Origin of the sequence: Paenibacillus phytorum (assembly GCF_013141715.1) — a bacterium.
GTDB lineage: Bacteria > Bacillota > Bacilli > Paenibacillales > NBRC-103111 > Paenibacillus_E > Paenibacillus_E phytorum.
Genome location: NZ_WHOA01000249.1, coordinates 1 through 13398 on the forward strand (window position 1 = coordinate 1; position 13398 = coordinate 13398).

The 13398-nt window shown below is 48.6% G+C and carries 8 protein-coding genes; 6 read left to right on the top strand and 2 right to left on the bottom strand.

Annotation, left to right across the window (positions count from 1 at the left end; translation table 11 throughout):
• Positions 1-604: 604 nt before the first annotated feature.
• Both GC098_RS37695 and GC098_RS37700 read right to left on the bottom strand, forming a co-directional pair.
• The gene (locus GC098_RS37695; protein ID WP_171649456.1) at positions 605-2269 is read right to left on the bottom strand and encodes an MORN repeat-containing protein; all 1665 of its coding nucleotides are present in this window, start codon (positions 2267-2269) and stop codon (positions 605-607) included.
• Positions 2270-2320: 51 nt separating this feature from the next.
• On the bottom strand, positions 2321-2707 hold the full coding sequence (locus tag GC098_RS37700) for a DUF4280 domain-containing protein (protein WP_171649457.1): 387 nt from the start codon (positions 2705-2707) through the stop codon (positions 2321-2323).
• Positions 2708-2882: 175 nt separating this feature from the next.
• Here GC098_RS37700 and GC098_RS41410 point away from each other — a divergent pair, with 175 nt between their 5' ends.
• The 6 genes from GC098_RS41410 to GC098_RS37730 are packed head-to-tail and all read left to right on the top strand — an operon-like array spanning position 2883 to position 13359.
• Positions 2883-6158 carry a stalk domain-containing protein gene (locus GC098_RS41410; RefSeq protein WP_171649458.1) on the top strand — a complete coding sequence of 1092 codons (3276 nt, stop codon included), beginning with the start codon at positions 2883-2885 and terminating at the stop codon, positions 6156-6158.
• Positions 6159-6175: 17 nt separating this feature from the next.
• A complete protein-coding gene (locus GC098_RS37710; protein WP_171649459.1) occupies positions 6176-8941 on the top strand; it encodes an adenylate/guanylate cyclase domain-containing protein in 2766 nt (921 codons plus the stop codon).
• Between the two features lie 21 nt (positions 8942-8962).
• On the top strand, positions 8963-9457 hold the full coding sequence (locus GC098_RS37715) for a GNAT family N-acetyltransferase (protein ID WP_171649460.1): 495 nt from the start codon (positions 8963-8965) through the stop codon (positions 9455-9457).
• A gap of 23 nt (positions 9458-9480) precedes the next feature.
• Complete coding sequence (locus GC098_RS37720) at positions 9481-12537, top strand: cyclic nucleotide-binding domain-containing protein (RefSeq protein ID WP_171649461.1); 3057 nt, start codon at positions 9481-9483, stop codon at positions 12535-12537.
• A gap of 52 nt (positions 12538-12589) precedes the next feature.
• Positions 12590-13027: an ATP-binding protein gene (locus tag GC098_RS37725; protein ID WP_171649462.1), complete on the top strand. Its 438-nt coding sequence runs from the start codon at positions 12590-12592 to the stop codon at positions 13025-13027.
• A complete protein-coding gene (locus tag GC098_RS37730) occupies positions 13024-13359 on the top strand; it encodes an STAS domain-containing protein (RefSeq protein WP_171649463.1) in 336 nt (111 codons plus the stop codon). The genes GC098_RS37725 and GC098_RS37730 overlap by 4 nt, the downstream gene beginning before the upstream one ends.
• Positions 13360-13398: the final 39 nt, after the last annotated feature.

Consider the following 13398-nt stretch of genomic DNA (forward strand, 5'->3'; position numbering starts at 1 on the left):
TTCCAGTAGAAGAACGAATTTCTAAGCCTGGAAGTCGATTCCATTGGAAAAATCCAATGGAAGTATGAATTTCGTTTTGAATACCGATTCGAATGTCCCAGAAGGTCAGTAGGCGCAAAGGGGTTGTCCGCAAGTAGATTTATCTACTTGCGGACAACCCCTTTGTTTATGCATTAACTTGAGGTGATGAGTGAGAGAAGCGAAGAATTACCTACTTAAAACTGATTTAGAGGAACGAGGAGCCTCTATTTTAGGAAATAAGTGTTAAAAATGAAAATGGCGGAACGTGAGGGCCTTATTTCTTAAAATAAGCACCAATCCAGAGGCAAAACAGCGAAATAAGGTCCTGTCGTTCCGTTTGCTTCGGAATTTGAGCTTTTTCATCCAAATAGCGGCACTACGTTACGTCTAAGTGCGGAGAAAGCGATTGCCAGGTCAGAAGTTTGTAGCTAACTCCCCTTCCGCGTGCAAAAGGAACCCGTTAGCATGTGAAAGAATCGAGGCAGCAACACGTGTAAAAGGAACCCATTAGCACTTGAAGGACTGAGGCAGCGCCATCTGCAAAAGAAACCCGTAACACACAAAGGTCTTGAGGCAGCGCCTCTTATTTGGTAGAGCTGACCTGAAGCAGGTGAGCTTCTTTGGTTTTGTTGAAATGCGTGAAGGTGAAGATGAAATCACCTTTGTAATAGCTGTTCGTGTAGGTGCCAGCCCCGGCACCTACCGCGAGTTCCATGACGATGTAGCCGGCATCGTTGGGTTCTCCGCGCTTTTTGACAGTCTCGATGGCTGGCTGCAGCAGCGCCAAAGGCTTCGAGCCCCAAATGCTGAAGGAGGTGACAACGGCCTCCTTCGGGTTGCCCTTGGACGGCTCTACCAGCAGCGACAGCTGGTAGGCCGGATAGTTCAGCAGCAGCTTAACGCCTGCTGCCGATGCCGGATCGGCCGCGCCAGCGCCCGCGGCCGGCGGTTCCACGGCGGCGTCGCCCGCAGCCGCCGTCTCCGAGGAGGCAACCTGCGGCGCCTCCTGGCCCGCGAGCATGACGCTGGCATCCTGCAGCGTCACCTCGGCCGGTTTGCCCAGCAAGTCTTCGACTTTCTTGCTGGACAAACCGATGAAGCTCTGCAGGCTGGCCTGGCCGCCTGCAAAAAAGCTCCGCAGCAGCGGCGCGCCGTCTGCGTCAAACAACGTACCAAGGCCGTCATAGACGCCGGCCTTGAAATCGCCCTTGTAGACGAGTTTACCCAACTCGTCATACGCTTCCCCTGCGCCGCTAAGGGCGCCGCTCTGGAACGTGCCTTTAAAGCGCGGCACGCCTTTCTCATCGAAGGCGGTACCTTCACCGCCATACGTGCCAGCGAGGAATTGGCCTTTATATTTGATCAGGCCATTCGAATAAAACTCGGTGCCATCTCCGGAATAGCTGCCGTTCTTAAAGCCGCCTTCATAGATAAGAAGTCCCTTCGCATCAAAAAGCTTACCAGCCCCGTTATATTGACCGGCTGCAAATTCACCCTCATATTGGGCGATGCCGCCCGATGAGAACAGCTTTCCAGCCCCATTGTAAAGGCCGCCGTTAAACAAGCCTTCATACAAAAGATCTCCGCTTGGCGCGAACAATTTCCCAGCCCCGCCGTATTTTCCATTTTGAAATTCGCCGATATACTGCACTTTCTGCTGCGGATCGTATTGGGTTCCCGCCCCGTTAAAGGTATCTCCGGCAAATGCCCCTTTATATTGCCGGGTGCCGTTTTCGTCATAAAGGGAGCCGCTGCCTGATTTTTGCCCTTTTTCAAAATCACCTTCATAAGCGGGTTTGCCGTTACTATGGAAAAGTTTACCTTTACCAGCATATTTGCCGTCAACCAGATCCCCCACATAGAGAGAATCCTTTTGGATACCCACGACTTTGCCATTGCCTGAAAAGCTCGTAAGTTTAGGGGTATCTTTCTGAAAAACAGGAACGCGATTCAACCACTTATTCACGATCGCAGGAGGGCGGATGAAGATAAAAAAGATCAAAACGAGTAGGAACAAAGTGAGGAAAAGAAGCAATCTTTTGGAGACATAATAGGAGCCGATCAAAACGTAGTTTTTCAGCGACGTTTCGCGCGTCTGCAGCATGACCCTTAGGATCTGCTGAAACTTAATAATCGCCATTTTGGGCAGCCTTCCGACTGTTAAGATGGCTTTCATGATATGCCCTATGAATGGTGCAACGACAGGCCTTAGCACTTTTTCAAGGGTTTTGACCGGCTGGATCTCCAAATCTTCTCACTCCTAGATGGCATTATTAAATGAGGTGTTTTTTAAAATGAGTTAAGGCACCTGAATGGTCATTTGCCCTGGTTGCTGAATTTGAATGACGCCGCCCCAGTTGCACATACATTTGGACGTATTGTTCAGAGCGGGCATGTTCGCGACGAGCACAGTCGGTGACCCAGGAGCCCAAGGCGCAGCTGTTACTGGCACGCAGGGCATGGGAGTTAGCACTCCAAGTGCAGCCGCCGTTGCCGCAGCAACCATTGGATTCGCCATAGAATTGCACATGCCAAACGGCATAATGTTCACCATTGGCTTATTATCCATAATGTTGGCAATGGGCATAGCAGTCATCACCATGTTCGCCGGAAGCAGCATTAATGTACCGGGCGCTGCACCGAACGAGCATTGCAGCATCGCTCCACCGCAAACGAGGTTTCCCATATGAGTCTCTCCTAACAAAAATTCACTGTTTCCATTACTTTTATACTACTAGATAAGTACATGAGCAGTCTATTACTATATTCGATAGTTTTCACTATTTTTCTCCAAAAGATGGGTGCGGGAGTGGGGGAGATATTGTACTATAAGAGGAGATGGTTGAGCGGAGGGATTCATAGTGATACGGGTAAAATTTGTGAAGTTGGGACTTGTGCTGCTGCTAGGAGTATCGTCGATTGTGACAGCAGGTTCGGAAGTCGAAGCTGCGACAGTGAAGTCTTTAACCATGCGCGAAGCCATCGATCAGGGGTTGAAAATAAGTCCCCAATTACGGAATGCTAAGACCGATATTTTGAAGAAAAAGATAGAGCTGGAGCAAGCGCAGCATGCGGTTAAAAATGAGGAAACTAAGGCTTCTGGACTATTTGCCAAACCTCGTAATTTAGGTCAGGAATTATCGACTCGTTTGAAGGTGCCTGAAGCACGCAAGCAGCTTTATATCGCGCAGGAAACGCTGCGTCAGTCGATGAATACGGCACGATTTGATGTGCAAAAAGCTTATTTAGCAGCTTATCAAGATGAAGTGGCAGAAGAAAATGCACGGAAGAAAGCGGAAGAAGCTAAGACAACAGTGGAAACGGTAAAAAAGAAGCGGAAATTCGGTCTTGCAGATAGTACTGAACAAGAGAAGACAGATAAGGCGCTGGAGAAGGCGCTATCTGAATATAAACAAGCACAGTTAACGGCCAAATCAAGTCGTCTGGCGCTGGGCAAGCTGCTGAATTTGGAAATGGAAAATAAAGTCCAGCTTTCTTTTGAGCCGGATTACGCGGATTTGAATCAGAAGCAGCTGCCTGCCTACATAGCAAGGGCTCAAAAGTCGACGCTGAGTTTGCTGAAGGACACGGAGGATCGGCGGTTAGCAGATGAGAAGCTGAATACGACGCGTGATTTGTACAGTTCCAAGTTTGGTTCGGCGCGAATGAAGGTCATGGATGGGATGTATAAAGCCAAAGATGTGGATATGGAGCTGTTCCTAGCTAGTTATGAAACGACGCTTTCACAAGTGAAGAAGGATTGGGAAGGCTTTTTTATGCTGCTTGGATTCATTCCTATTCCCAAATCGCTGCTTCAAGGGGAGTTTGACGGGCTGCGCTATTTGGACGATCTCAGAGATGCGCTTCCGATCGCGACCATGGAGCAGAATAAAGCACTGCTTCAGGAGAAGGAAAGCCGGAATGCGGTTATTGCTGCGGTACGGCAGTCATTTTTGGAAGCAAAAGGGGCCGAAGAAGGCTATGCGCAGGCGTTGCGTGATAAAGACAATGCGGTAGCCAATCTGGATAAAGCGAACCAGAAGCTGAAGCTAAGTCTGATGAAAACAGATGAGCTGCAGGCTTATAAGGACACTGTCATACAAGCTGATCAACAAATTCTATCTGCACAAATGGGTTATAAAATGGCGCTCGGCAAGCTGGATATGGATACCGGCGGTGCGGTTGAAAGAACGATAAAGAAAGGTGTTTTGCCATATCGTGACCTCGATGATGGGCTTGCAGCTGTAAAGCCGCAAAAGCCGAAAGCGCCTTTAGGTACTTGGAAACTGAAGCCTTCGGTGGGCACGCTGCTTAGCGATTTCAGTGTGAAAGTAAATAAAAAGCTGGGCGCTACGGAGTACGCGGTGTTTACGAAAGAAGGCCGTGCTATTGGGAAGCGGACGAAAATGAATAAGCCTGTGCGTAATTTATCGCTTAAGTTTAGTTCCATAGATCAGCTGAAGGTTGTGCTGTATCAAAGAGGGAAAAAGATCGACGAACTACACCTGGAAGGAAAAGGGAATTCAGGGCGATTAGTAGCTGTAACTGCCGAAGATGGAGTGTCTAGCGGAAATTCAGGCGCAAATTCAGATGGTGACAAAGGGGACGGAAGCGGTGGCACAGGAGAGAACGGATCAGGTTCAGCTGAAGAAGAGAAAGGGCTGGGAACCGTCATCATCGGCTCCTACAAAGTGCAGCTGGACGCGCTAACCCCAGCGGCCTATAACGCAGCAGCGGCCACGATAACGAAGTCGGGGCAAGGGATTTTTTATAAATCGGATGAGCCTGGGGCGGCTTGGATCGGCATGGATAATGCCGTAGACCCAAGCGCGTTAACCGATCCAGCCAGTTCTGCTGTTCTGACGAAAGAAGCAGCGGCTGCTTTGAAGGTTACCGTTGAGATTACGAAGCCGGGAGCTATTGCTTCTTTGGAAACACCCGCACAGCTGCAGCAGCAGATTGATACGCTGAAGAAAGATATCGTGAAGCTGGAAGCGGCCAAAGAATCAGCTGTAGCAGATTTGAAGCTGAGCGAGATCGCGGATCTAGCGGTTCAGCTGAAGGATGCGCAGGCCCAGCTCGGGATGCTGGAGGCGCTGCTCAAAGGCGACAGCCAGGCAGCTCTCAAGCAGATAGAGCTGGTGAACAACCCGGACGCGCTGATCGCAGCGCTGTCCGAGGAAGCCGTACCGCCGGTCGAACCGGGCGGTGAAGGCACTCCCGGCGGCGCAGGGCCCGCCGCCGGGAACGAGGCCAGCGAGGATCAGCTGGCCGATCAGGCCGAGCTCCAGCAGCAGAAGCTGGAGCAAGCACTCGCCGCCGGCGATGCCACAGCGGCAGCAGCTCAGCTGCAGCCGCTTCTGGCGACGCAGGCGCAGCTCGCGGATGCGCAATCTGGCGCATCCGTAGGTCTGGCTTCGCTCAAAGAGGCGAAGCAGAAGCTCCAAGCTGCGCTTAGCACAGCGCAGCAGGATCCTGAGCGGGTCGCGACACTGACCCGCTCGCTGCAAGCCGTCGACGAAGCGATGCTGTCGCTGCAGAAGGACGCGCTGTTCGCGCAGCTTGACGCTGTGCAGGAGCTGCTGGCAGCGCTGCCAGCAGCTTCGGCCGTGCAGCCGCAGCTGGAACAGCAAGTAACCAAGCTGCTGGAGCAGCTCCAGCAGCAAGAGAAGGCCAAATACACGCCAGAGGAGCTACAAGCTCTGGCTGAAATCTCAACCACCTTGTCTAACATCACAACGGTAGACACAAGCTCTGCGTCTGGTTCTGAAGTCACGATTCGACCCATTTCGGCAGAAAACGTACTTTCTCCCAATATTTTCATCAAATTCGACGTTCCGCCTGTTATAATAAACGGGCAGGCCTATTTACCTATAAGATCCGTATCCGAATCGTTCGGTGCGGCTGTTGATTGGGATCAAGAAAGCCTTACCGTAACGGTAAGCACGGAATATGCGACCATCACTAGCCGTATTAATAATACTACAGCCTATATAGATGGCGAGCCGATTCAGATCGATGGACTCTCTTTGCTGCTCGCAGGAAAGACCTATGTGCCGCTAAGGTTCATATCCGAATCATTAGGACTTCAGGTCGACTGGCATGCACCTACTCAAATGATTCAGATTTCTAATTAAGAGGAGATTAAAGTGCGATGAAGAAATCGATTGCGGCATTGCTGCTAGTACTGCTGCTTCTAGGTGCTGCCGGTACTTATCTTAGTCTACACCGGGATAGCTTTACGCTATGGCCCTTTAACAAAAGCATGCCCTTCGATGGTTTGTCGAAGGCTGTCTCTGATCATCAAAACAACTTGTTCGTGATTGATAATGCAAAAAAAACCATCCACAAGCTGAACAGCCAAGGTGTTCTACAATTCTCCATCACAAGTGAGACGGGGAAGAACGGGGAAGTGTACCGTTTTAATGATATGGCTGTCGATGACCAAGGCTACCTCTATACCATTCGTACACTGCTAGATCCGTATGGCATTGCGGTCAAATCCGAGCAGATTGTTCGATATAAGCCTGACGGACAGTTTGATCGCAGCTTGTTTACAGAAGAATATGATTCCCAAACGAAACGATACAGACTGGGGTCCTTACGGAATGTTCAGGTTCGTGAAGGTATGGTGTACTTTTTCAACGACGAGGTACATCAATTGACCTTATATCAGGCGCCAATTGGAGAGGCTTCTTCCTCCGAGCCGAAGTCCGTATACACGATTAAGCTTCCGGAGAATAAATATGTGTCCGAGGCAGATGGTTATAAGCCAGGGGAGATTTATTATTCGACGCGCAGCGGAGAAATTTATCGCGCTTTTAGTGATGGACGCTCGGAGCTAGTTTATCCGCTTCCGGGTCTTGACCGCACGAGGCGTAATTTCCCAGAAAGCTTACATCTGGATAATCAGGGACGACTTATTTTCATAGATTTTAACAGTAAATCGATCTCCAGACTTGATCCCAAGCAGCCCTATATCATCGAAAGTCTTGTGAATGAGGATAAAGCCAAAGCTAGCGGCGTGGAGCTTGCTTTCGATGCAACGAACAGCAGTATCGCTCAAGATGGCAGCCTCATTATTGTAGAATCAGCTCAAATTAATCGCCGTCTTTCAGATGGAACAATTACCCCCTCCTTAGAAGAGGCATTGTATAGCGAAGCGACGAGAACAAAGACCATTATTCTTTGGTCTATCGCTATAGCAGGAATTCTACTTCTGCTGTATGCGATCAAAATCGTTTTCTTTAACTTGCTGCAGCGTCGCCTCCCTCTCATGATGAAACAAATTTTTATTTTAGTGCCAGTCATAGCGGTTTCGATGATTCTTCTGTCTACCGTCATTTACACTAGCTTCTCGAAGAAAATGGAAGAAGAAACCTTCAGTGAGCTTCTCTTACTGGCCAAAAACGGTCAAAACCTGATTGATGGCGATAAGCTAGAGAGTCTTACTTCACCTCTGGATTACAATGGGGCTATTTATCAATCCTTCCGTAAAAAGATTCAATCTGTCTTTGACAATAATGAGCAAGATGATAATCAAGGCTTTTACAAAGCCGTTTATAAATACGAGAATGGCGTCATTTATCGTATTTTGGAAGATGATGATGGGATGCATATGTTCAATCCATTTCTACAAACACCCGAGAATCAGCAGGTCGTGCTGCAAGGCAAGCCAGCCACAGGCCAATGGCAGGATTTTTCCGGTGAGTGGAGATATGCGATTGCTCCTATATTTAATTCGGCGGGTAAAATTGTCGGCGTTTTCGAAACTAGTAAAAATTTGGACGGCATCCTCAAGCATCGCCAAACGGTACTCCAATCGATCATTCGCAACATTGCTTTTATATCGATAGGCTTACTGCTCGTTCTCTTTCTGATGACCTACGTGCTGCTCTCTTCCATTCGTAAGCTTCGCAATAGCGTTGGGGAGATTGCCAAGGGCAACTGGGATACGGTAGTTACCATAAACACAAGGGATGAAGTGTCAGACCTAGGCGACAGTGTCAACACGATGGCTGCACGCATTCGAGATTATATCACCAAGGTAGAAAACTTTAGCCAATCCTACTATCGCTTCGTGCCGCAGCAATTTCTGCGTTTTCTGAACAAAGAAAGCATTCTGGAAGTCGAGCTTGGTGATCAAGTGGAGCAAAATATGTCCATTTTGATTTTCAATATCCGAGGGTTCTACCAAATGTCCAAAAGGCTTTCACCTGAAGAGAATTTTAACTTCGTGAACTCATTTCTTAAAAGATTCGGACCTTATGTGCGCAATCATCAAGGTCTCATGAATAAGTACCTGGGCGCAGGCTTCATGGCGTTATTCCCGAATCAAGCAGATGAAGCGCTGCGAGCCTGTATCGAGATGCGTAAAGAACTAGACATCTATAATTCTCATCGAGCCAAAGTTGGTTATAAGCCGGTTGATTTCGGCATTGGCTTGCATAAAGGACCGCTCCGGCTAGGGATCATTGGTGAGGAGCAGCGTTTGGAAGGCAATGTGATTTCCGACGGTGTTAATTTGGCAACTATGCTGGAGAAAATGACGGAACCGCTAGGGGCATCGATTCTGATTACCGATTATGTGGTTCAATCGTTGGAGCAGCCAGACAGCTTCCACTATCGCAATTTGGGATTGATTCAGGTAGAAGGGGTCAAAGAGCCGCTACATCTGTTCGATGTGTATCAGGGAGATCCGGATACGATCCGAACACTGAAGGATAAAACCAAAGCTTTGTTCGAGCAAGCTGTAACGTACTATCAGGTAGGCCGTTTTTATGATGCTCGTGAAGCCTTCTTAATGGTTATTAAGCAAAATCGTCAAGATAAAGCAGCACAGCTGTATTTCTATATTTGTGATGAATACTTCCAAAACGGTACAACGGCAGAGTGGAATGGTACATTATCTGTTTCTTAATGTGAAAGAGGCGATCTTGGCATGCATGTACAGGAATTAGCAACGGAAAAGGACGCATTACGAATTACAGATTTCTATTTGTCTTCGGATTCTTTTGATGACCAGCGGCATACACCGGGAGAGCTTGAGCATTTCCGTAATGCTCCCATGCTAAGCTTAACGCAGCGCAATCATCGGCATTGGTTTATTGAGAACGAATCAGGTGAGATTATTGCGGTTACCAGCTGCAAGGAAAATGAGCATCAATCCGGAGGATTTCTGTGGGATTACTTAGCTGTACACCGCGAGTACCGCAGACATGGCTTTGCGAAGATATTATTCCAAGCGTTGGAGACGTTCGCCAGGTTAGCGGAGGGACGATATATACTTACCTATACCTGTGATTTGCCAGAGTACCAGCCCATCCAAAAAATGTTTAGAGCGAATGGTTTTGAATTAATCGGCACTTATCCGAATTACTATTATGAAGGTGAAGCTAGGCTGGCTTTTTACAAACCACTGTTAAACAACAAATGAAATAATAGATTGGACCTGATGATATGCAAGGAAGCTTAACCAGATGGATGGGACTGCGCACAGAAGATATTCGGAAGCTATGGATGATGCTGCCGATCTTTTATTTTAGCGGGATTGCTGAATCCTTGAACTATACCGCGTTCATGGCGCTTTTTAACCAACGATTCGGTGTGCAGTATTTACCTTATATCTATATCGTAGAAGCGGCAATCATGCCTCTAGAGGGTTGGCTCTTAGCGAAGCTGGCGAATCGGCTGCCTAAGGCCAAAATGATGACTACGCTCTACCTAATCATGATAGGATTGCTGCTCCTCAATGGTGCCGTGCTGCTTGGATTTAAGCTTGGCGGCATTGATTTCCGGTATTACTACCCGATTCTGTTCTTATCTTCCAACTTTGTCGTGAGGCAGCTGACGCTGCTGCTTTGGAGTACGGCCTTTGATCTGTGTCCCACACAGCAGGCCAAAAGGTTGATGCCGATGTTCATCGCTTCGACGACGACCGGGGGTATTACGGCAGGCTTGATCGCTCACCAAATTGGTAAACTGCTTGGTACCGAAGCGGTGTATGCGCTCGCTCCAGTGTTGATGGTGTTCGGCTTCATCTTTTTCCGCAAAGCGTTGGCACGGTATTTGGTGCCCTTGACTTTGAAAGAAGACAAACGATTGAAGGACCTGGGAACTTCCGGAACGGGGGGAGAGGCGCAGCAGCCTGCTGGCTATTATGCGAAACAGATGCTGCGCAGCCCGTTCCTGCTTTGCGCCATTGCTTTGATGACACTTATGCCTGCGGTTTATTTTATGATCGAGTATCAGTACTTCACGGTTGCTGAGAGCAAGTTCCCCAAGGAAGGAGATCTTACCTCATTTTATGGATTAATTACCGCTATTCAATTCACGATCTGCTTGCTTCTGCAAACGGTGTCTACCCGCTTAATGAACTGGTTGGGCGCGAGCAATATGCTGCTGGCGATTACGGTCATCTTCCTTGGTGGCTTTGGACTTACTGCTTTGTTTTTAAATCAATCGCTGGGGCTTGTGATGGTGTCAGGCTCTTATGCCATTTTTTATATTCTACTGTATTACATTGCGGAGCCGTGCTATCAGCTCTTTTTCAAAATGATGCCTATCGGAAAGCGCGACGGCTATCGTTATTTTGCTCAAGGTGTGGCTGCTTCGGGCGGGATCTTAATCGGTTCGCTGCTGTCCTTGCTGCATTCGTTTGGCTTAATTCAGCTGTCTCCTCTTGCCTGGGTAGGTGTAGTTGTAGCGGCTATTCTCGTCGTGGTGGCTTGGTTCGGAAGGAATCTGTACATTCGTGAACTGGTCAAAAGTGTGCAATCTTTGCATGCGGATCTTTCAGATATTGCGGGCTCCTTTATTGGAGGCATTCGCAGCTCCAAAGCTTTATCCTCCATGCTCGGCTATCTGAAGCATCCGAATGATTATGTGCGAGAGCTGGCTCTCGAAGTGATTGGTAAAGCGAAGGATTCCGCGTTCCTGCCGCATTTGATCGGAATGATCGGTGAGGAAAGCTCAAGAATCCGCATTGCTGTGCTGCGGGCGATGAATCTTCAAGGGGCAACGATTCAGGATCTCGTTCAGGTCGCTTCGTTCCTGGAGGATGAGGACCCTGAGGTGCGTGCGGAGAGTGTGAAGTTGATTTCAAAGGCAACACATCTCAAGAGCCAATCGCATTTCTTCATTCGTGTTAAGCTGCTAGACAACCATCCGAAGGTTGTGCACGAAGGCGTTAAGGCGCTTTATGCGTTGGAAAGTGAAGAAAGCTATCAAGCCTGTGACGAGGCTATTATTAAAATGCTCGATAACGGCGGTGAATGGGCGGTATATGGCTGTCACACCGTAGCGGATTTGAAGCTGGATTCCTATTCAGCATGGGTGCTATCTTTGCTTGACGATCATCGTCCTGCTGTCAAAGTTGCGGCTGCGCACTGTATTGGCAAACTTCAGCAGGTGGATGCAATTCCTCACCTCTTGTCGATGGTGCCACTCGCAGACCAAGAGCTGCGCAAGGCCATTCTCGAGGCTTTCGTAGATATGGGGGCTAAGGCCCTGCCAGCCTTGCTGAACGGTGCGAATCATGTGAATCCGTTTATATGGAATTCGGCGGTTACAGCACTTGCTGAGCTGCTGGATGAAAGTAAATTACATTCAGAGTTAGTTGATCGCTGCGTAAGTCGAATGCTTGCTTCCACGCAGGAACGCGCTCTGCCTGCTGCTCTTCAAGAGCTGGGGATGCAGGGACTTGCCGAGCTTGCCAACCAGCGCTGTGGTGAGCTGCATAATGCACTGGTAGGCGGCGCGTGGGCGGTAATGGCCAAGTTCGTAGATGAGCGTGTGGTTACGACACTACGCGAAGCGACTCAGGACGAGAGTGACGAGGTTCGCGATAATGCCTTGGAAGTTCTGGCTGAAGGGCTCGGTGATCGTAGACTGGCATTAGCTCTGTTGGAATTATTAAAGAAAGAAGCGGGCAGCAGTCGTGGGGTTATAACGGAGCCGCTTCTCATTTTGCAAGAAGCTAAGATTTGGTCAGATGATTGGCTTCGAGATATTGCTATTTATGCACTAAGTTCACTGGAGCGTGCCGATATGAAGGAAGATCGCAAGTTTTTAACGATGCTGGATAAAGTTATTTTCTTGAAGCAGGTTTCCCTATTCGCGGACCTGTCCGTGGACGAACTAGGTTTAATTGCAGGGATTGCAACGGAAGAAGTACATGAGGATCTAACTTATTTATTGCGCCGTGGTGAGCGGAATGCAGCCATGTATCTCATCATTGAAGGCAATGTTGAACTGAGCAATGAGACAGGTATTGGGGAGACTGTAACGATTGGTGTACTAGGACCGAAGCAAGCATTCGGCGAAACGACGGCATTAGACGGATCGCCTTCCTCGATTACAGCTCAAGTGATTTTCGATGAGGTGCGTGTGCTCACTTTGCAAGGGGAAAGCTTGTCTCGGTTAGTGAGATTGTACCCAGAGATCGGGATTGGGCTGCTTCATGCTTCTAGTGCCAGAGTGCGGCTGCTCGAAAATATGCTTTTGAAAATGGCTTAACCGGTTAATCGGCTAGTGGTTTCAGTAATCAGCGTCTGGGAGGGTGAATGTCGTGTCAGCAGAGTCCATCGTTTTGAGCAATGATCTGAAGGAACTGGAGCGGCTAGGTGTGTTCTTGCGAGGCTTGTCAGGGACGATGGGCATGGACGACCATACGTTGTACCAAGTGAATTTAGTCTGCGACGAGCTTGTGACGAACATCATTCTCTATGGCTATCCGACTGGTGAACCCCGTATGCATACGATCCGCATTGATTTGGGGCTTGTCTCTGGGGGTTGGGAGCTTCGAATGACTGACCGCGGAGTGCCTTTTAATCCTCTGTTGAAGTCAAGTCCGACTGTGGACCTGAGCTTGGATGATCGAGGGATTGGCGGTCTCGGCATCTACTTTGTGAAGCAGGTTATGGATGACATTGTGTATGAACGCTTGAATGATGAAAATGTTCTAATGATGAAAAAATGGCGAATCAAGGAGGAGGGAATATCATGATGATAACCGAGCAAATGCAAGGAGATATCGTGCTTTTGAGCTTAAACGGCCGACTGGATGCAAATACATCAGCGAACTTGGAGTCGGCTTTTGCAAAACTAGTTGAACAAGGGAAGGGCAAGTTTGTGTTTGATCTTCAAGGACTTGACTATGTCAGCAGTGCGGGGCTCAGAAGCTTACTTGCAGCAGCCAAAATGATTAAGGTGATTCAAGGCAAGCTGGCGCTGGCACGAATGAATGAGCATGTGAAGGATGTATTCGATATGTCAGGATTTAGCCGTATTTTCTCGATTTATGAGACGGAAGTGGATGCTGTCCATGCGATTTCTTAGTACGACGGCCAGGAATCAATGTAAGGCAAATTATAGGGG